This window comes from Sphingomonas sp. DMC6 (assembly GCF_056314225.1).
This window is the reverse complement of record NZ_JBQUYT010000002.1, coordinates 249,670-269,534: the sequence shown is the minus strand read 5'-3', so window position 1 is coordinate 269,534 and position 19,865 is coordinate 249,670. Positions and strand designations below refer to the sequence as shown.

The following is a 19,865-nucleotide window of genomic DNA, read 5'->3' as shown; positions in this document are numbered from 1 at the left end:
TGATAGAGGCACAGGGTGGCCAAGAAAGCTGACCCCGATACGCGGCGCGTGCCGCAGACACTGAAGCGGCCGGGATTCCTGTCCCGCCCCTTTTTCGAAGACAAGGGCCGCGCCTTCTGGATGCTCCAGGCAACCGGGTGGAGCGGGTATCTGCTGCTGCGCACCGTTTCTTCGGTGTCGAACGGCTTTTCCTTCGAAGGTATCATCAAGGCGATCATCGAGGCGATCGTCGGCTATTGCCTGACGCTGCTGCTCTCGGCCGCCTATGGCCAGTATCGCCGGTTGCCGCGCATCCCCGCCGTGCTGCTGACGCTGGTGAGCCTGGCTGCGGCCGCTCTGGTCTATGCGGTGCTGGAGGCCTTCACCTATTCGTTCACCGCGCCCGATCCGGGCGTCACGCTCGCCCGCGTGCTCGGCTACAGCTTCCTCACCTTCACGGTGCTGGCGGGCTGGTCCGCACTCTATTTTGGCATCAATTTCTATCTGATCGTCGAACAGCAGATCGACCAGATGCAGATATTGGAGAACCAGGCGTCGAGCGCGCAGCTCGCGATGTTGCGCTACCAGCTCAACCCGCATTTCCTGTTCAACACGCTCAACTCGATCTCGACGCTGGTGCTCCTGAAGCAGACCGAGCGCGCCAATGTCATGCTGTCGCGCCTGTCGTCCTTCCTGCGCTACACGCTGGCGAACGAGCCGACCGCGCATGTCACGCTGGCGCAGGAAGTGGAGACGCTGAAGCTCTATCTCGAGATCGAGAAGATGCGCTTCGACGAGCGGCTGCGACCGCATTTCGACATCGATCCGCGTTGCGCCCGCGCGCGGCTGCCGTCGCTGCTGCTCCAGCCCCTGGTCGAAAACGCGATCAAATATGCCGTGACGCCGCAGGAAGAGGGGGCGGACATCACCGTCACGGCTCGGCTCACCGGCGATAGGGTGCAGATCGCCGTATCCGATACGGGTCCGGGATTGATCGAAGCGCGGCCGAGGCCGACGCTTTCCACCGGCGTGGGGCTCGCCAATATACGGGAGCGGTTGGCGCAGGCTTTCGGGCCTGACCATCGTTTCGAGACGCAAACGAAACCCGGGGAAGGTTTCAGCGTTGAGATCGAGATACCGTTCCAGCTTGAGGAACCGAACCGAGAGGCCGCATGACCATCCGTACCATCCTCGTCGACGACGAACCCCTGGCGATTCAGGGGCTGGAGCTCCGCCTTGAGAGCCATGAGGATGTCGAAATCATCGACAAATGCTCCAATGGCCGCGAGGCCATCCGATCGATCAAGACCCATAAGCCCGACCTCGTCTTTCTCGACATCCAGATGCCCGGATTCGACGGCTTTTCCGTCGTCCAGGGGCTGATGGAAGTCGAACCGCCGCTGTTCGTGTTCGTCACGGCCTATTCGGATCACGCGATCCGCGCGTTCGAGGCGCAGGCGATCGACTATCTGATGAAGCCGGTCGAAGAGGCGCGGCTGGCCGCCACGCTCGACCGGGTCCGGCAGCGGCTTGCCGAGAAGCGCGGCGTCGAGGAAGTCGAGAAGCTGAAGGAAGTGCTGGCCGAAGTGGCGCCCGACGCCGCCGAGGAACTGGCGACCGGCGATGCGCCGGAACTGTCGGCCAACCGCTTCGAAAAGCTCATCAACATCAAGGATCGCGGCCAGATTTTCCGCGTCGATGTCGACACGATCGAGCGGATCGATGCCGCCGGCGATTACATGGTGATCTATACCGGCGAGAATAATCTCGTCTTGCGCGAGACGATGAAGGATCTGGAAAAGCGGCTCGATCCGCGCCGCTTCCAGCGCGTCCACCGCTCGACGATCGTCAATCTGGACCTGGTCCGCCAGGTGAAGCCGCACACCAATGGCGAATGCTTCCTGGTGCTCAACTCGGGCGCGCAGGTGAAGGTATCGCGCTCGTATCGCGACGTGGTGGCGCGCTTCGTACACTGAGGGCGGCATTCTTCCGCGGCCGAAGGCGGTGGGTCCCTCCCTCTCCCTTGGGAGAGGGAGGGAGCCGCGAAGCGGCGGAAGGGTGAGGGTGATTGCGCCCCCCGGTATCGGGTTCAGCCCTCGGCGCTGTCCTCTTCCGCTGCGGCTTCCGCGCCGCCGCTCTGGAACCAGGCTTCGACCGGGCCGGTCAGCTTGATCGTCAGCGGCTGTCCCTTGCGGTCGGTCTTCTTGCCGAGCGCCACGCGCACCCAGCCTTCGGAAATGCAATATTCCTCGACATCGCGGCGCTCGACGCCCTTGAACTTGATGCCGACGCCGCGTTCCAGCAGCTCGCGCTGGAAATAGGGGCTGCTCGGATTGACGGAAAGCCGGTCGGGAGGAGTATCGCTCATGGCCCGCGCTATTGCCGCTAATCGGCGGCAGGTTCAAGATGGCCGTGCGAGCGCGGGTTCCGGCCTGCGCACGCGGCGGCGCGCACCAATCCCTTTATGGAAGGATCGATGCGCACCGCTGGCGGGCGCGGCGCGGCATCAGTCGCAGTACCGCACCATCACATGGTGGCCGATATAGGGGTCCCACACGCGGCGGACGTAGCAGCTATCGTAATAGCGATAGTAGCGCGGGTAATAATCGTGGCGATACCAATAGCCATCGGTCGGATAATAGCCGCGCTCCGCATAGAAGCGGCGGTCATAGTCATAGCGATGGTCGTTCGCCAGCGCCGCTCCCAGCGCCAGCCCGGCCACACCCGCCACCACGGCGACGCCGGCGGTATCATCATGGTGCCAGCGGCGGTGCCAGCGCCAGTCCTGCGCCTCGGCCGCCGGCGCCAGCGCGGTCAGCAGCGTGGCACCCAGCGCCCCGCCCAGCACCAGTTTCTTGCCCAGATGGGTCATCGAACGTCTCCTCAACCTCGCGGCGCCGCGCACCCGCCGGCGCCGATGCAAGTGCGTTTCGCACAGCCTGGCTGAACCGGTGCGGAATCGGGTATTCAGCCGCGGTTTAGGCGGCTAACGAGCGGCATGGCCTATTGGATCCTTCGCTCTGAGCCCGATGCCTATTCGTGGGACGATCTGGTCCGCGACGGCGCCACCGAATGGAACGGCGTGCGCAACTATACCGCGCGCAATTTCCTGAAGGAGATGGTGCCCGGCGATCAGGCGATCTTCTACCATTCCAACATCCAGAAGGCGGCCGTGGGCATCATGGAGATTACCCGCGCCTGGCAGCCGGATGGCGACGACGGCAAATGGGCCAGCGTCGCGGTAAAGCCGGTGCGCCCGCTCGCCCGGCCGGTGCCGCTGCCCGACATCAAGGCCGAGCCGCGGCTTACGGCCCTCGAGATGCTGCGCCAGTCGCGTCTGTCGGTGACGCCGGTGCGGCCGCAGGAGTGGGCAGCGCTGCTGGAGATGGGCGGCTAGCACCCGCTGCCGCTGCGATCGCGGTTTCCGGCGTCCAGGCCGGGTCGTCCAGATTGATCGGTATCCGGTTCGACTTGTCGGGCTTCTTGCGGAACATCCGGCCGACGCCCTTGCCGGCATCGCCCACCAGCTTGAAGAAATTGGTCGATTCGCCCGGCTCTTCGCAGCAGCTATCGGGGTTGATCGCCTTGCCGATCAGCCGCACCGCCGCCGTGCCCGCGCCGAACACGTCGACGCCGACCAGGCACCCCTCCATCCGCGTCGCGCAGGGAGCCTGGGTGAGTGCCAGTGCATCGCTGCCGCGCCCGTCCGGATTGCTCGGCATCGGCCGGTCCGGCGGCCCGCGATCGCCCGGCAGCGGCAGGCGCGGTATGTCCAGCCCCTTGCCGCACACCACCACTTCGTCGGGCTCGCCAAAGGCCCCCGTTTTGGCCGAGGCGCAGGGATCGGCAAGGATCGACCAGCGCTGCCCGCTGCCGGCCACCTGCTCCGGCGCCTTGGCCGTGGCGCTGGTGGCGACGGTCTGCGCCCTGGGGGCGGGGGCGGCATGATCCTGGACCGTCTGGGCCAACCACAACAGCGCAACCAGCAACATCGGCACCTCCCGGGAAGACGGGCGAATAGACCATGGCCGGGGCGCGGGGGGAAGCGGGTTTTGGTGATGCAGCCGCGTCGTCGCTTCCCCTATGCTGGTCGGGCTGTGACATAATGCAGCGCACTCGATGGCGGCAGAGCATACAGCGATGCCGATTACCTTCGCTCTCTGCCAGGACGGACGGCGCAATCTGCACCAGCCATCAGAATGCTTCCCGACCCTCTGCAATATTCAGCAGCTCCGGAAACACGAATGTCGCTGGCGCCCGTCCGGCGGCGGGCGCCAGCTCGCGTAGCATGCCGTTGTCGCGCAGGTCGCGGATGATCTTGCGCGCAGTCGCGGGCGGTATCTGGGCGGAGGCGATGAAGTCCGGAGTCTGGAAGACCGGGCGCTGGAAAATCCAGTCAAGCGCGCGCACGGCATATTGCGAGTGGGTAATCTCCACTACCCGATCGCGCTTGTCCTTATGCAGCGCCAGGATTGCTTGCGCCTTCTGCGTGTTGGCTTCGGCCTGCGCGATAATGCCGCGCAGGAAAAAGGCGACCCATCCGCTCCAGTCGTCGTCCTTAGACACTGCCAGCATCCGGTCGTAATATTCGTCGCGATTGGCCTCGAGATATTCGGAGAGGTAGAAATTGGGACGCGAGAGCAGCCCATGTGCGTACAGAAAGAGTGGAATGATCAGCCGCCCGATGCGCCCGTTGCCGTCGAGAAACGGGTGGATCGATTCAAATTCGGCATGGACGATAGCCAGTTGCACCAGTCTGTCGGGCGCATCGGCATGGATATAGGCCTCCCACCCCGCCATTGCGCTCTCGATGCGATCGACACCGGGTGGCACAAAGCGTGCCTGCTCGATTGTACAGCCTGCCGGCCCGATCCAATTGGGAACGCGGCGGTATTCTCCCGGATCCTTGTGTCGGCCGCGCACGCCATCCATTAGCACGCGATGCGTTGCCTTGACGAGGCGCTGGGATAGCGGAAGCTGCGCCATCAGGTTTTCCGCCTCGCGCAGCGCAGCGCGATAGTTCAGAACCTCGCGCGCGTCTGCCTTTTTGGGTGTGCTCTCGTCAAATAGATGGCCCTGCGCCTCGAATTCCAGCACCTCGCCCAGCGTGACCTGTGTACCTTCTATTTTGCTCGAAAGCACTGCTTCCCGGGCAGTCAGGGGGGAGAGCAGAATATCGGGATTGGGAATGCCGGACAGCACCCCCTCATAGCGCGCAACTGCGGCATTGGCTGGACCGACCAGCGGAAACAATCCGCCCAGATCCAACGTGGCGGGGGGAAATCGCCCCTCGTGGTAGGAAACGGGCAACGGGTATCTCCTTCGCATGAGCGCGTGTTCAAGGCGCGCACGTCGCGGCGGGCTTTTGATGATCGTCTGTTGAACGCTACACCAGTTGATGATCGTGAAACAGGGTTTTGATTACATCAAACTCGTTTGATGGCCGTAGACGATCGTCAACGCCGACGGAAACCGGCGTGGCCGTTCGAACGATGGCCGCCGCCTGCGTTTCCATCACCTTTCACTCATCCACCTCCCACCCCGGCGCCTCGATCACGCCGCGATAGGGTGACATCTTTTCCTCCACCCGGATGAAATGCTCTTCCGGGTCGTCTTCCAGTGCGTCGATCATGGTTTCCCCACCCTGTTCGATCTGCGCGTCTGCTGCTGCGCGGCGTTCGGCGCAGGCTTCCAGCGCTGCGGTGATTGCCGCTTCGGCCTCGGCGTCCAGCGTCACGCCGCCGAAGGACTGGAGCGCGCTTGCCGCGCGGTCGGCGCGTGCTGCGCCGTCCGCAACGTCGCCGTCGCCGGTGATGACGGTGCGTACCGTCGTCGTGCTCGCCGCCGCTTCGCCGTCGCCGGTCCCGGCTGCTGCGCGGGCGGAGAAATAGTTGATCGTGGTGCGCTTGCCGTTCGCGTCCTGGCCATAATGGCGCAGGCAGAACATCAGCAGTGCGTCGTTGCGCTTGCGGCGGAAGCCCATCAGCTTGCCGCGATCGAACACCGGGATCAGCTCGCCTTCGATCGCGCGGGTGAACGCTTCGTCCTTCAGCCGGGCGAGGCCGAAGTCGAGCGCGGCATCCCAGGCGCGGCGAAAGCTCTCCGCCCCCTCGGCCCGGCGGAGCAGATAGGCATTGGCCTGCGACATGTTGACCATATTGGCGGCGCGCCGCACCGATCCGGTATCGGCCAGCGCCTCGATGAACGCCTTTTGCCGTTCGGGCGTCCAGCCGTCATGGCGGCTGGTCTTGCGGGGTACCGGCTCGAACGCCGGAAGATCGCGCGTCTCGCGCGGCACGGGAACGCGGTTCTGCATCGGTCCTGCCCTCCTGATGGCGATGGTCAACCGGACAGCCTGTACCGATTCGCAAGCGTGTAGGACAGAAAAAAGTTCGTGCTTTGTTCTTGTGACTGGGGGCCTCCCTTGCAGGGAGGGGAATCTCTCCTTGGCTCCCGCCTACGCCGTCTCGGCAAACTGGTCGTACGCCCGCAGCGCATCGGCGGCGTACATCAGCGCCGGGCCGCCGCCCATATAGACGCACATCGCCATCACCTCGGCGACTTCCTGCCGGCTCGCCCCCATGCCGACCAGCGCCTTGGCGTGGAAGCCGATGCAGCCGTCGCAGCGCTGGGTGACGCCGATCGCCAGTGCGATGAGCTCCTTGGTTTTGGCATCGATTGCCCCGTCACTGCCCGCCGCCTTCGCCATGGTGTGAAAGCCCGTCATCGTCTCCGGCACCAGCTTCCGGAGCTGTGCCGAATAGGCGCTGATGTCCTGGGTGAGCGCGCGATAATCCTTGGCCATCGGGGCAACTCCCTATTGATTCACATATTCATGAATTGATATAGTAGTGGAATGAATGCAAGTCCCCTCGTAAATCCCCTGATGGAAGCCATGGCGCCGAAGGCGGCGGGCGCCGCTGCGCTGCTGTCCGGCCTCGCCAGTCCGCACCGGCTGATGATCCTGTGTGCGCTGGTCGGTGGCGAGCAGAGCGTCGGCGCGCTGATCGCGGCGACCGGCATCGCCCCGACCTCGATGTCGCAGCATCTTGGCAAGCTGAAGGACGAAGGCATCGTCGCTGCGCGGCGCGAGCACCGGACCTTGTTCTACGCAATCACCCATCCCGCCGTGCGCGACCTGATGGCGGTGCTGCACGATCATTTCTGTGGAAAGGAACCCGCATGACCGCAACGATTTCGGCGCCCGAGGCGCACCGGCTGCTGGCGCGCGGCGAGGCGCTGCTGATCGACGTGCGCGAGCCCGACGAGTTCGCAGCCAGCCATATTCCCTATGCGGCGTCGATGCCGCTGGGCGCGCTGCCGGTGCTGCTCGCCGATGCCGCGTTGCCGGACGACCGGCTGTTGATCTTCCAGTGCCAGAAGGGCGGGCGCGGCGGCCAGGCGTGTGCGCTCGCCGAGGGCATGGGCGGCGGCCGCGTGCACAATCTCGAAGGCGGGATCGAGGCCTGGGCGGCGGCGGGGCTGCCGCTCGCGGGTGGCGGCGCGCCCCGCGTGTCGATCTTTCGCCAGGTGCAGATGATCGTCGGGCTGCTGGTGTTGGGCTTCACCCTCGCAGGGCTGGCGGGGTTCGCACCCGGTTTTTACGCGGCGGGCTTCTTCGGCTTCATGCTGGCCTTTGCCGGATTCAGCGGCTGGTGCGGGCTGGGCCTGCTGCTCCAGCGGATGCCGTGGAACCGGGCGGCGTAGGGCGAGGCACCGTCGCCGCTTCCCCTGCCAACGAAAAGCCCCCGCCGTCGCCGGCAGGGGTCTTTCTGTACCGATGCCGCTTCGCTTATGCGGCCGACTTCGCCCGGCTCTGGCGCTTGCGCTCGTTCGGGTCGAGGAAGCGCTTGCGCAGACGGATGTTCTTCGGCGTCACTTCGACCATTTCGTCGTCGTCAATGTACGCGATGGCCTGTTCCAGCGTCATCTTCTTCGGCGGGGTCAGGCGGATCGCATCGTCCTTGCCGCCCGAGGCGCGGAAGTTGGTCAGCTGCTTCGCCTTCATCGGGTTGACCTCAAGGTCTTCCGTCTTGGCGTTCTCGCCGATGATCATGCCCTCGTACAGGGCCTCACCGTGGCCGACGAACAGGATACCGCGCTCTTCGAGCGGACCCAGCGCATAGCCCTGGGCTTCGCCGGCGCCGTTGGAGATCAGCACGCCGTTCTTACGGCCTTCGATCTTGCCCTTGTACGGCCCGTACTTCTCGAACAGGCGGTTCATGATGCCGGTGCCGCGGGTGTCCGACAGGAACTCGCCGTGATAGCCGATGAGGCCGCGCGACGGTGCCGAGAAGGTGATGCGGGTCTTGCCGCCACCCGACGGGCGCATGTCGGTCATCTCGGCCTTGCGCTGGTTCATCTTGTCGACGACCGTGCCCGAAAATTCCTCGTCTACGTCGATCACGACGGTCTCGTACGGCTCTTCACGGCCGTTCTCGCCGTCGCGGAACAGCACGCGCGGACGGCTGATGCCGAGCTCGAAGCCCTCGCGGCGCATCGTCTCGATCAGCACGCCGAGCTGGAGTTCGCCGCGGCCGGCGACTTCGAAGCTGTCCTTCTCGTCGCTCTCGGTGATCTTGATCGCGACGTTCGATTCCGCCTCGCGGAACAGGCGGTCGCGGATCATGCGGCTGGTCACCTTGGTGCCCTCGCGACCCGCCATCGGCGAGTCGTTGACGGCGAAGCGCATCGACAGCGTCGGCGGATCGATCGGCTGCGCCTGCAGCGGCACGCTGACCGACGTGTCGGCAATGGTGTTCGACACGGTGGCGATGGCGAGGCCGGCGAGGCTGATGATGTCGCCCGCGCGGGCTTCTTCCACCGGCACGCGGTCGAGGCCGCGGAACGACATGATCTTCGAGGCGCGACCGGTCTCGATCACATTGCCATCGGCGTCGAGGGCATGGATCGCCTGGTTCATCCGCACCGTGCCGCTTTCGACACGGCCGGTCAGGATGCGGCCGAGGAAGTTGTCGCGGTCGAGCAGCGTGACGAGGAACTTGAACTCGGCGTCCGGGTCCACCTGCGGCGGCGGCACATGGTCGACGATCTTCTGGAACAGCGGGGTCAGCGTGCCTTCGCGCGCGTCGGGATCGTCCGAGGCATAGCCGTTGCGGCCCGAGGCATACAGCACAGGGAAATCAAGCTGTTCGTCGGTCGCCTCAAGGGTGACGAACAGGTCGAACACTTCGTCCAGCACTTCCTGCACGCGCGAATCGGCACGGTCGATCTTGTTGACGACGACGATCGGGCGCAGGCCCAGCTTCAGCGCCTTGCCGGTCACGAACTTGGTCTGCGGCATCGCGCCTTCGGACGAGTCGACCAGCAGGATCACGCCGTCGACCATGCTCAGGATGCGCTCCACCTCGCCGCCGAAATCGGCGTGGCCGGGCGTGTCGACGATGTTGATGCGGATGCTGTTCTCTTCCGTGCCGTCCGGCGACCAGTCGACCGAGGTCGGCTTGGCGAGAATGGTGATCCCGCGCTCCTTCTCGAGGTCGTTCGAGTCCATCGCCCGCTCTTCGACGCGCTGATTGTCGCGGAAGGTGCCGGATTGGCGGAAAAGCTGGTCGACGAGGGTGGTCTTGCCATGGTCGACGTGTGCGATAATCGCCACGTTACGGAGGTTCATGCGATTTCCTGATTGGCGCGGAAGCGCGCGTACGGGCGGCCCCATAGCCGAAATGCTGCGCCGCGGGAAGGCCCCTGCGCAGGCCCCGTCCATCCGGACTTTCCCGTTACAGGATGCGGTGCACCGTAATCCGCACGGCCGGGCCTTTTCCGGCGGGCGGCGCGCCGATCATGCCGGTGAAGACCGACTGGTTCAGCCAGGCGTGCGGCCCCTCCGGCACTTCGAACCACGGCACGGTGCGGATATAGGGCCGCTTGGGATCGCGGCTCACCAGCCCCTTGTTGACCACATGGATCAGCGTGCCGTCCTCGGCCTGCATCATGTAATCGGCGTAGACATCGAGCATGCCATCGGGCCGCTCCAGTTGCCAGTCCATGCCGCCGGCCAGCACCGTGCCCCGGATGCGCGGGCCTTCGAACGTTCCGCCGGTGATCGGGATGCGGTTGCGCGTGCCATAGGGCGTCTTGCCGACGGGCGTGCCGGGGGCGAGCGTGACGATCGCTTCATAGGCGAATTCCAGCGCCAGGCTTGTCGTCGCCTCAGGTGCTGCCGCTGCCTGCGCGCTTCCCGCCCCCGCGGCCAGACCGATCGCGCCAAGCCCGCTCAGCAAGTCGCGCCGCCCCATGCTGTTCTCGTCCATATTCCTCTCCGTCATAGCGGTTTCCGCAATAGGCCGGCGAATGCGGTTTTGCGTCAAGTTGATTTCGCCACTGTGGTGTCTACATGACACACTTGCGGGCTAGGTGCTTCGCCTGCATGGTTATGGCCAGGTGTTTGGAGAGCGACGATGGCGACTGAGACTCTGACGGCCGAACAGGATCTGGTGCTGACGCCGCCCGATCCCGTGCCCGCCGTGGCGCCCGAAAAGGCGGCCGGGCTGGTACCGGTAGAGGACGGCAAGAAGTCCGAACTCGACAAGCGCGTCGATGGCTTCATCGACGATCTGGTCGCGCAGGATGTGAACTCACCCGAATTCGGCAAGCGTGTCGATGCCATTGCGGCGATGGGCCAGAAGGAAATCCGCGATGCGGCCGGCCAGTCGAACCGCTTCCTCGATCGCCCGGTGCGCGCGATGGGCAGCGACGGCGGCGTCGGCGCCGACCTGCTGGCGCTGCGCAAGACGGTGGAAGACCTCGATCCCTCGCGCAACGGCAAGCTGGTCGGCGGCAAGGACGGCTTCCTGTCCAAGCTGTTCGGCGGCGGCGGATTGACAACCTATTTCCGCAAATACCAGTCGTCGCAGAGCCATATCAACGCGATCCTGAAGAGCCTGGCCAACGGCAAGGACGAGCTGTTGCAGGACAATGCGGCGATCGCCACCGAGCGCGCGAACCTGTGGAGCGCTATGGGGCGGCTGGAACAGATGATCTATCTGTCCAAGGCGATGGACGCGAAGCTGGAGGGCCGCGCCAACGAGCTGGATCATACCGATCCTGCCAAGGCGAAGGCGATCCGGGAGACTGCGCTTTTCTATGTGCGCCAGCGCACTCAGGATCTGCTGACCCAGATGGCGGTGACGGTGCAGGGCTATCTCGCGCTCGATCTCGTCAAGAAGAACAATGTCGAGCTGATCAAGGGCGTCGACCGCGCCTCCACCACCACCGTTTCCGCACTGCGCACGGCCGTCACCGTCGCGCAGGCGTTGAACAACCAGAAGCTGGTGCTCGACCAGATCACCGCGCTCAACACCACGACCGCCAACCTGATCGATTCGACCGGCCAGTTGCTCAAGAGCCAGACCGCCGAGATCCACGAACAGGCCGCGAGCTCGACCATTCCGGTCGAGACGCTGCAGCGCGCCTTCCAGAACATCTATGACACAATGGACGCGATCGACACCTTCAAGCTGAAGGCGCTCGACAGCATGAAGACCACGGTCAACACGCTGTCGAACGAAGTCGAGAAGTCGAAGGGCTATATCGCCCGGGCCGAGGGCGCCGAGCAGAACCGGCTGGGCGGCCCGTCCGACAGTTTCAAGCTGGAGGCGATGTAAGCCGGCATGTCCAGCGAAGTCGACCGCCTGCTCGCGCGCGGCGAGGAACTGATCGAACGCTCCCGCGCCCGCACCGAAGGGGCGCTCGCCCAGCGCAGCCGCAAGCGGCGCGAGGCGGAGATCATCGCGCGCGTCACCCGGATCGCGGCGGCAGATGCAGTCATCATCGTTGCTGCGATCGTGATCGGCATGCTGCTGCCGACCGGCATCGGCATGTTCGGAGCGCTGGCGGTGATGGCGCTGCTGATCCTGGCCACGCTGTTCTTTGCCGCGATGCCGGTCACCAGCGCCCCGCGCGTCGAGCAACTGGTGCAGGTGCCGCTCAAGTCCCTGCCCGCCATCACCGAACGCTGGCTGGAAACGCAGCGACTGGCGCTGCCCGCACCGGCGCGCACCCTGGTCGATTCGATCGGTGTGAAGCTGGAGACGCTGGCGCCGCAGCTTGCCCGGCTCGACGAACAATCGTCTGCGGCCAACGAAGTCCGCAAGCTGATCGGCGAGCAACTGCCCGAACTGGTCAAGGGCTATGACCGCGTGCCGCAACCCCTGCGCAGCGTGCCGCGCAACGGCCTTACGCCCGATCAGCAGCTCGCACAGGGGCTGCAGGTGATCGACGAGGAAATCGCGGAGATGACCGCGCAACTGGCGCAGGGCGATCTCGACGCGCTCGCGACGCGCCAGCGCTTCCTGCAGATCAAGTACAAGGACGAAGACCTCGGCGCCTGACGCTGCGGTCTGACGCCGAAAGGGGATGACCCCGGCTTGCTGCCGGGGTCATCCGCCTGAACTTATTCGCGCCCCAGCAGCACACGCGCCTGCCCGGCAATCTGCGCGAGCATCGCGGCATTGGGCGTCGCCGCCTGGCGCGCGCGCCGCACCAGTCCGGCGAACTGGTCGACCCGTGCCTCGTGGGTAGCAAGCCAGGCCTGCACTGCCGCCTGCGGATCTTCTCCATCCACCCGGGCGAGGAATTCCAGCCGCAATTGCTGGAAGTCGCGGGCCAGGCTGGCGATGAGCAGGCGTTCCCACACATCGCCGGTGCTGATCCGCGCCGCCGTTGCCTGCGCCCAGTCGAGCCCGAGCGCCTGCCCCAGCGAGGTGAAGGCGCGCGTGAGCACCACTTCGTCGATACCGCGGCGCTGGCCCAGATCGGCAAGGCCGATCGCGCCGTCCAGTTCGAACACGCGCACGACCTTTTCGACCAGATCGGCCGGCGCCCCGGCTGCGGCCAGACGACCGCAGATGCGATCCGATTGGGCACGAACCTCGTCGAGCAGCAGGTCCTCGGTCTTGCCGCCCAGCGCGGCGATGCCGGGCTGCAGTCGCGCAATCACTTCGGCCGGGCTTGCGCCGGGGCGCGTGACGCGCAGCAGATCCGCGATCTGGCCGCGCACCGCCACTGCCAGTTCTTCCAGCAGGGCAAGGCGCGCACCTTCGCTGATCGCGGCGGTTTCTACCGCTTCCCACAGCGCAGGCAGCCCGAACAGCCGCTCCACCACCACGAACATCGCGGCGATATCGCGCATCGAAGCGCCTTCTTCCTCCGCGAGTTCGAAGGGATGGAGTACGCCCAGCCGGTTGACGACGCGATTGGCAAGCTTGGTTGCGACAATTTCGCCGCGCAGCCGGTGCTCGTCGATCGCAGTGCCGAACCGCGCGCGCATGGCTGCCGGGAAAGCGGCATGCAGGTCGTCGGCCAGTGCCGCATCATGGCCCAGCGTGCCCTGTTCGATCGCATCCTGCAGTGCCAGCTTGGCCGAGGCGAGCAGTACGGCGAGTTCCGGCCGCGTAAGCCCGCGCCCGTCCTGCGCGCGGCGCAGCAGCTCCTCGTTGGTGGCCAGCCCTTCGACCGCGCGGTCCAGCCGCCCGCTCGACTCGAGCACTTCGATCACCCGGACATAGCTGGGCAGGTTGAGCGGCCCGTCATTTTCCATGAACGACAATGCCAGCGTCTGCAGGCGATTGTCCTCCAGCACGATGTGCGCGACCTCGTCGGTCATCTCGGCGAGCAGCGCGTTGCGGTCCTCGAACGCCAGCCGGCCTTCGATCATCTCGCGGTTGAGCGCGATCTTGATGTTGACCTCATTGTCCGAACAATCGACGCCCGCCGAATTGTCGATGAAGTCGGTGTTCAGCCGGCCGCCCTTGCCCGCAAAGGCAATACGAGCGGCCTGCGTGACGCCCAGATTGGCGCCTTCGCCGATCACTTGCGCGCGCACCTGCTCGGCGTTGATGCGGATACGGTCGTTGGCGGGATCGCCCACCTCGCCGTTGCTCTCGCTCGCCGCCTTCAGATAGGTGCCGATACCGCCGAACCACAGCAATCCGACATGCGCCTTCAGGATCGCGGTCATCAGGCTGTTGGGGTCGATAGTGTCGACGTCCAGGCCCAGCAGTGCCTTGACCTGCGGGCTGAGCGGGATCGACTTTTCGGTTCGCGCAAATACGCCGCCGCCCTCGGAAATCAGCTCCGGATTGTAATCGGCCCAGCTCGACCGGGGCAGGGCAAACATGCGCGCGCGTTCTGCCCAGCTCTTCGCGGGATCGGGATCGGGATCGAGGAAGATGTGGCGATGGTCGAATGCCGCGACCAGCTTGATCGCCTTGGACAGCAGCATGCCGTTGCCGAACACATCGCCAGACATGTCGCCAACACCGGCCACCGTGACCGGTTCGGACTGGATATCGATGCCCATTTCCAGGAAATGGCGGCGCACCGATACCCAGGCGCCCTTGGCAGTGATGCCCATGGCCTTGTGGTCATAGCCATGGCTGCCGCCGGACGCGAACGCATCGCCGAGCCAGAAATTGCGTTCGACCGCGATCTTGTTGGCGATGTCCGAGAAGGTGGCGGTGCCCTTGTCGGCCGCGACGACGAAATAAGGATCGTCGCCATCGAGGATGGTGACGCCATCCGGATGCACCACCTCACCCGCGACGATATTGTCGGTGATCGACAGCAGCGCGCGGATGAAGATGCGGTAGCTTTCGGTACCCTCCGCCAGCCAGGCGTCGCGATCGACGGCAGGGGAGGGAAGATGCTTCGGATAAAAGCCGCCCTTGGCACCGGTTGGCACGATCACGGCGTTCTTAACGCGCTGGGCCTTCATCAGGCCCAGGATTTCGGTGCGGAAATCGTCACGCCGGTCGGACCAGCGCAGGCCGCCGCGCGCCACCGGGCCGGCGCGCAGATGAATGCCCTCCACGCGCGGGCTGTATACCCAAATCTCGCGCCAAGGCAGCGGCTGGGGCAGGCCCGGCACCTTGGTCGAATCGAGCTTGAACGCCAGCGCCTCTTCGCCTGCTGGGGCGAAGGCGTTGGTGCGCAGCGTGGCGAGGATGACGCCCTTGAACAGGCGCAGGATGCGGTCGTCGTCGATCGCGGAGACCTGCGCGAGACCCGCGTCGATCGCCTGCTCTGCCGCTTCGATCTGCGCGGCATTGCCACCGCGCGCCGGATTGTGCGCTGCTTCGAACCGTTCGACCAGTGCCGCCGCCACCAGTGGCGCGCGCCGCAGCGCATCAACGACCGTGCCGAGCCCGTACAGCATGCCGGCCTGCCGTAGATAGCGGAACCACGCACGCAGCAGCACCACCGCGCGCGGGGCAAGGCCCGCCTCGACGATTAGCCGGTTGAACAGGTCGTTTTCGGCGCGGCCCTCGAGAACGGCTGCGATCGCAGCCTCGACCAGCGCAGGATCACGATCCAGAATGTCGCTGCGCGTTGCCGGCGCCACCTGGAAGTCGTGGATGAAGGCGCCGTTGTTCAGTTCGGTCGGCACTTCCTCCAGCACGCGGAAGCCGAAATTCTCGAACGCCGGGACTGCATCGGACAGCGCCAGCGCGCCACCCAGGCGGTAGAGCTTGATGCGATATTCGCCCGGCTTGTCCGTCACCGGCAGGATGCGCACCGAACGCGCGTCGTCATCTTCCAGCGCGCCAATCCGCACCATGTCCTGCGCGGCTTCCTCGGGCGTGTGGGTCAGCCGGTAGACATCGGGAAAGGCGTTGGCGAGCCGGAGCGAAAGGCGGGCAGCCCCGCTGCCGGCAATATCGCTCAGGCACGCCTCGACCGCGGGCGCCCAGCCGCGCACCATCCGCGCAATCCGTGCGTCCAGTTCGGCGGCATCCGGCATGGTCGTGTCGCCGCGCAGGTCAAGCGTGTAGCGCAACTGCGCCAGCACGCCGTCTTCCAGCGCGATCGACCAGTTGATCATCTTCGCATGGGCGGCCTCGACCAGCATCTGACCGATCGTCTCGCGATGCCCGGCGGCAACCTGCTCGCGCGGCAGCCAGACAAAGGCGAACAGATGGCGGCCCAACGGGCTGCGCACCAGCACCAGCTTGGAACGCGGGCGATCGGCGACCGACATGGCGGTCAGCACCAGATCCTCCAGCGCTTCGATGTCGAACGCCGTGGTCAGATCGTGCGGCAGGCCGGTGAGCGCATGTGTCATCGCCTTGCCGGTGTGGCCGCCCGGATCGAAGCCGAACTTGCGCTCCAGCAGCTCGAGCCGGTTGCGCAGCATCGGCACCATTGCCGGCGGGGTGTTGAGCGCCTGGCTGGTCCACAGGCCATAATGGATCGATAGGCCCGTCACTTCCCCGCCCGTCAGGACCGGCGTTACGACGATGTCGAGCGGCACCCGGCGGTGCACCGTGGAAATGGCATTGGACTTGAGCAGCAGTGGCGTCTCGCCGCCGATGCGGAAATAGTCGATCGCGAGCTGGCGCGACGGCTCGGCGAGCAGCGGCACGTCGTGGGTATAGCGCGCCAGACCCAGCGGATCGATGGATTCGCCGTCGGGCGTCCAGCGCTCATGGCCCAGCAGCGTCATCGCGTCATCGGCGAACCAGCGCAGCAGCGCCTCGCCCTCGCGCGAAGGGACACGCGCGGCATCGCCGCCCATCGCCTGTTGCAGGGGGCGCCAGTCGTCCACCACTTCGCGGACATGTTCGAGCACGCGTTCGATCTCGGCCGTCAGGCCACGGCGGGTGCGCGCGTCGGCGCGCTCCATTTCGATATAGATCATCGACTCGGGCCGCGCGTCGCTATGCGCCTCGTCGATGGCGATGACATGGCCCTGGCCGTCGCGCGCCACGGGCAGGATCGGGTGGATAATGCGGAAAATGCCCAGGTCGAACGAAGCGATCGCGCCCGCGATCGAGTCGACCAGAAACGGCATGTCGTCGTTGATCACCGCCAGCCGCATTCGCCGGCTATTGTCGTCGAGATAGGTTTCCAGCTGCAGCTTTACGGTGCGCGGCGGTCGCTCCGTCGCCGTCTCTGCGACGAAGCGGACCGCGTCAGCGCGCTCGGCATCGTCAAAACCTTCCAGCTCTCCGGGCAGGGCACCTTCGAAGATCCGCTCCTCGAAAGCCCGCATGATCGTTTTTTCCATGACTTTCATATAGAGGGCTATGCGCCCGCGCGGATGTCACCTCAAGTCTGGAAAATGTCGGAGAAAGGGCGCAAAAGCGCGCCCCCCGGGGTGTGCGAGTCAGGCGGCAGCCCGGCGAACCGCGCGTTCCGTCAGCCCCGGATCGCCATCCAGCGCGGCGACGATGTCCAGCCCCGCCTGGCCTGCACGCGCCAGCAGCAGCACGAACTCATCCTCGCTGCCCACCGGCAGTTCGACATGCGCCAGCACCGGGCGATCGCGCAGTGCCTGGGCGGCGCGGGCGAACACGGCCTGCCGCGCGGGATTGGCCGGCTTGCGGCGCATTTCGCGCTCGGCTTTCACCACGCCCTTGATGCCGCCAGGGGTGATTTCCAGAAACGCATCCAGCCCGCCCTGTGGCACGGCGATGCGCTTGGCATGGGTGAGTACCGCAGCGAACTCCGTCAGCCGCGTCTTGTCGTAATCGGCGCCGAAGACCAGCTTGACGATCGGCGTCATCGGCGCGCGCGCCTGGGCGGTCAATCCGGCCTCTTCGAGCAGCGCGGCATAGGCTTCCCCGTCGCCTTCGGTGGCGAGCGCGAAGGCATAGGCACGGTCCAGCGCACGATACAGCGCCGCCCGGCCGCGCAGATCGGAAGCGCGTGCGGCAGCCGCCGATTCCCGCGCCAGCATCAGCTGGTCAGCCAGTGTCGAGCTGAGTTCGGTGCGCGGCAGGTCAGGCGTGGCGGGGGCGCCGAAACCGGCGCTGGGCCCATCCGCCCATACCGCGGCCGGGACCGGCGGCGGCGGCGTGTTACGGCGCGCATCTTCCATGGCGGCGTTCAGCTGCGCCTGGGTGACAGCGTCAACCAGCTCCTTCCAGTTGATCACGCCATAGATGAAGTCGATCGTGTCCTCGTCGGACGAAAACGGCATCAGGATGCCGCGATACAGCGTATTATGGCCGCGCTGGCCGACGAATTCGGCTTCAAAGCCGATCGGCGCGCGATTCGCGATGATCTGGAGATAATGGTCGGTCAGTCGCGACAGCAGCGACCGCGTGGGCACCTGGCCGACGTTGGTGATCGACGTGTCAACGCCGCACTCCTCGCGCAGCGCCCGCCCCAGATAGCGGATTTCCGGATCTTCAATGCCCTTCGAGAAGTCGAGCAGCACGCTGTTCGGGCCGAAATCGGCGATATTCTCGGGATCGAGGTCTTCGATAGAGGGATAGGCCCGGCCGCCCAGCAGCGAGACCCAGTGATTATAGGCACGCACATGCATGCGGCGTTCGTCGCCGCCGATTTCGATCGGGCGATCAATGACGGCGTCGTCCGGCCCGTTCGCATCGTGCGATTCGAGCGGATGCCTGATGCCGCGGGCCATGTTCATGCGCGTGCTCCAATGCGGACCTTGCGGGCCCGAAAAAACTGATCGGACATGCTTTTGCACCCTGCATGGTAAACGGCGCGTAAAAGCAATCTTCAGGGATGACTGCGTTTTTGCGCGCCATCGCCGCGACGCAGCGCTTGCCAGCCGCCGATCCTGCTGATAATGGCGCCGCTCTCCCGGGCAAACACGCCCGACGGTTGGCCGCTTTAGCTCAGCTGGTAGAGCATCGCATTCGTAATGCGGGGGTCACAGGTTCGAGTCCTGTAAGCGGCACCACTTTGAGTAGCCCCTAGATTTCTGGACGCCTTGGATCCTAATTTTGAGGACAGTAGGCGACGATGGGGAAGCCCAATTTCAGCGATGAATTCAAGCGTGACGCGGTGGCCCAGATCACCGAGCGCGGCTATCCGGTAGCGGAGGTTTCGCAGCGTCTGGGCGTCAGCCAGCACTCGCTGTATTCGTGGAAGCGGCAGCTGGCGAAGGCGGGGTCAGGCGATGCCGGCAAGGATGCGGAGATCCGCCAGCTGAAGCGCGAGCTGGCCCGGGTGACCGAGGAGCGCGACATCCTAAAAAAAGCCACCGCGTATTTCGCTCGGGATGCAAAGTGAGATACGCGTTCATTGCCGAGCATCGCAATCGTTTTGGCGTGCGGGCGATGTGCCGGTGCCTAGCCGTGCAGCCAAGTGGCTTTTATGCGTGGCAAAAGAGCCCGCTGAGCCAGCGGGCTCGGGAAGATGCTCTGCAGACGGAGCTGCTCCGGCGGGCGTGGAACGCCAGCGGCAGGGTCTATGGCTACCGCAAGCTGCACGACGACCTGTTGGATCACGGCGAGACCTGCTGCCCGAACCGGGTCGCCAGATTGACCAGGCTGGCGGGCATCAACGCGCAGATCGGCTACAAGCGCAGGCCCGGCAGCCATGGCGGCAAGCCGTCCCTGGCGGTCGACAACACGCTGGATCGCCAGTTCGACGTGGCTGTGCCCGACCAGGCCTGGGTGACAGACATCACCTATATTCGCACCCTGGAAGGCTTCGCCTATCTGGCGGTCGTGATCGACCTGTATTCCCGCCGCGTCGTCGGGTGGTCGATGCAGAGCCGGCAGACCACCGATCTGGTGCTGCAGGCACTGCACATGGCGGTATGGCGCCGTAAGCCGAGGCACGGGGTGCTGATCCATTCGGACCAGGGCGTGCAGTTCACCAGCATGGACTGGGCTGCCTTCCTACGCGCGCACAATCTTGAGCACTCGATGAGCCGCCGCGGCAACTGCCATGACAATGCCGTCGCGGAGAGTTTCTTCTCCTCGCTCAAGCGGGAGCGCATCCGGCGTCGACCGTACAAAACCCGCGAGGAAGCCCGGCAGGACGTGTTCGATTACATCGAGATGTTCTACAACCCGGTGCGCAAGCAGGTCAGGAACGGGATGCTGTCGCCCGTCCAGTTCGAACGGCAGCAGGTTCTGAAGGCGGAAGGCGTCTAGAAAACT

At 65.4% G+C, this 19,865-nt stretch carries 18 protein-coding genes and 1 tRNA gene; 9 read left to right on the top strand and 10 right to left on the bottom strand.

From position 1 onward, the window contains the following. Positions 1–120: 120 nt before the first annotated feature. Positions 121–1,155, top strand: coding sequence for a sensor histidine kinase (locus ACT53M_RS05100; protein WP_476227263.1), 1,035 nt, complete (start codon positions 121–123; stop codon positions 1,153–1,155). Further along, the gene (locus ACT53M_RS05095) at positions 1,152–1,955 is read left to right on the top strand and encodes a LytR/AlgR family response regulator transcription factor (protein WP_476226572.1); all 804 of its coding nucleotides are present in this window, start codon (positions 1,152–1,154) and stop codon (positions 1,953–1,955) included. The genes ACT53M_RS05100 and ACT53M_RS05095 overlap by 4 nt, the downstream gene beginning before the upstream one ends. Before the next feature lie 113 nt (positions 1,956–2,068). On the opposite strand, the gene ACT53M_RS05090 is transcribed toward ACT53M_RS05095, so the two are convergent. Together ACT53M_RS05090 and ACT53M_RS05085 are read right to left on the bottom strand one after the other, a co-directional pair. Then, positions 2,069–2,347 (bottom strand): DUF3297 family protein, encoded by a 279-nt coding sequence (locus tag ACT53M_RS05090; protein ID WP_476231918.1) that lies wholly within the window; start codon positions 2,345–2,347, stop codon positions 2,069–2,071. A gap of 138 nt (positions 2,348–2,485) precedes the next feature. Beyond that, entirely contained in the window at positions 2,486–2,851 is a 366-nt protein-coding gene (locus tag ACT53M_RS05085) for a hypothetical protein (RefSeq protein WP_476231917.1), read from the bottom strand. A gap of 126 nt (positions 2,852–2,977) precedes the next feature. Here ACT53M_RS05085 and ACT53M_RS05080 point away from each other — a divergent pair, with 126 nt between their 5' ends. Continuing rightward, positions 2,978–3,376 carry an EVE domain-containing protein gene (locus ACT53M_RS05080; RefSeq protein ID WP_476231915.1) on the top strand — a complete coding sequence of 133 codons (399 nt, stop codon included), beginning with the start codon at positions 2,978–2,980 and terminating at the stop codon, positions 3,374–3,376. Here ACT53M_RS05080 and ACT53M_RS05075 read toward each other — a convergent pair. From ACT53M_RS05075 to ACT53M_RS05060, 4 genes are all read right to left on the bottom strand, one after another. Beyond that, positions 3,285–3,971, bottom strand: a complete 687-nt coding sequence (locus tag ACT53M_RS05075; protein WP_476231914.1) for a hypothetical protein — start codon at positions 3,969–3,971, stop codon at positions 3,285–3,287. The genes ACT53M_RS05080 and ACT53M_RS05075 overlap by 92 nt on opposite strands. Positions 3,972–4,173: 202 nt before the next feature. Then, a complete protein-coding gene (locus ACT53M_RS05070) occupies positions 4,174–5,289 on the bottom strand; it encodes a Fic family protein (protein ID WP_476231912.1) in 1,116 nt (371 codons plus the stop codon). 211 nt (positions 5,290–5,500) lie between these two features. Next, complete coding sequence (locus ACT53M_RS05065) at positions 5,501–6,295, bottom strand: hypothetical protein (RefSeq protein WP_476231911.1); 795 nt, start codon at positions 6,293–6,295, stop codon at positions 5,501–5,503. A gap of 141 nt (positions 6,296–6,436) precedes the next feature. Next, positions 6,437–6,784: a carboxymuconolactone decarboxylase family protein gene (locus ACT53M_RS05060; protein WP_476231910.1), complete on the bottom strand. Its 348-nt coding sequence runs from the start codon at positions 6,782–6,784 to the stop codon at positions 6,437–6,439. A 51-nt stretch (positions 6,785–6,835) separates the two neighbouring features. Here ACT53M_RS05060 and ACT53M_RS05055 point away from each other — a divergent pair, with 51 nt between their 5' ends. After that, positions 6,836–7,165 carry an ArsR/SmtB family transcription factor gene (locus tag ACT53M_RS05055; protein WP_476231908.1) on the top strand — a complete coding sequence of 110 codons (330 nt, stop codon included), beginning with the start codon at positions 6,836–6,838 and terminating at the stop codon, positions 7,163–7,165. Beyond that, positions 7,162–7,686, top strand: coding sequence for a rhodanese-like domain-containing protein (locus ACT53M_RS05050; protein WP_476231906.1), 525 nt, complete (start codon positions 7,162–7,164; stop codon positions 7,684–7,686). Before ACT53M_RS05055 ends, ACT53M_RS05050 begins: the two co-directional genes overlap by 4 nt. A gap of 85 nt (positions 7,687–7,771) precedes the next feature. On the opposite strand, the gene typA is transcribed toward ACT53M_RS05050, so the two are convergent. Then, entirely contained in the window at positions 7,772–9,613 is a 1,842-nt protein-coding gene (gene typA / locus ACT53M_RS05045) for a translational GTPase TypA (protein ID WP_476231905.1), read from the bottom strand. 106 nt (positions 9,614–9,719) lie between these two features. Next, positions 9,720–10,268 carry a DUF3237 domain-containing protein gene (locus tag ACT53M_RS05040; RefSeq protein WP_476231903.1) on the bottom strand — a complete coding sequence of 183 codons (549 nt, stop codon included), beginning with the start codon at positions 10,266–10,268 and terminating at the stop codon, positions 9,720–9,722. A gap of 132 nt (positions 10,269–10,400) precedes the next feature. On the opposite strand from ACT53M_RS05040, the gene ACT53M_RS05035 reads away from it, so the two are divergent. Continuing rightward, positions 10,401–11,606, top strand: coding sequence for a toxic anion resistance protein (locus tag ACT53M_RS05035; RefSeq protein ID WP_476231901.1), 1,206 nt, complete (start codon positions 10,401–10,403; stop codon positions 11,604–11,606). Between the two features lie 6 nt (positions 11,607–11,612). Continuing rightward, positions 11,613–12,332, top strand: coding sequence for a hypothetical protein (locus ACT53M_RS05030; RefSeq protein ID WP_476231900.1), 720 nt, complete (start codon positions 11,613–11,615; stop codon positions 12,330–12,332). Between the two features lie 62 nt (positions 12,333–12,394). On the opposite strand, the gene ACT53M_RS05025 is transcribed toward ACT53M_RS05030, so the two are convergent. After that, positions 12,395–17,017 carry an NAD-glutamate dehydrogenase gene (locus ACT53M_RS05025; RefSeq protein WP_476231898.1) on the bottom strand — a complete coding sequence of 1,541 codons (4,623 nt, stop codon included), beginning with the start codon at positions 17,015–17,017 and terminating at the stop codon, positions 12,395–12,397. Positions 17,018–17,107: 90 nt separating this feature from the next. Then, entirely contained in the window at positions 17,108–18,379 is a 1,272-nt protein-coding gene (locus ACT53M_RS05020; protein WP_476231896.1) for a PAS domain-containing protein, read from the bottom strand. A 200-nt stretch (positions 18,380–18,579) separates the two neighbouring features. On the opposite strand from ACT53M_RS05020, the gene ACT53M_RS05015 reads away from it, so the two are divergent. After that, a tRNA-Thr gene (locus ACT53M_RS05015) sits at positions 18,580–18,655 on the top strand. A 62-nt stretch (positions 18,656–18,717) separates the two neighbouring features. Then, positions 18,718–19,859, top strand: a protein-coding gene (locus ACT53M_RS05010) for an IS3 family transposase (protein ID WP_476231895.1) whose coding sequence is annotated in 2 segments (ribosomal slippage) — positions 18,718–18,958 and positions 18,958–19,859 — 1,143 coding nt in all. Because the reading frame shifts where the segments join, the coding sequence is not laid out codon by codon here. The last annotated feature ends 6 nt before the right edge of the window (positions 19,860–19,865 follow it).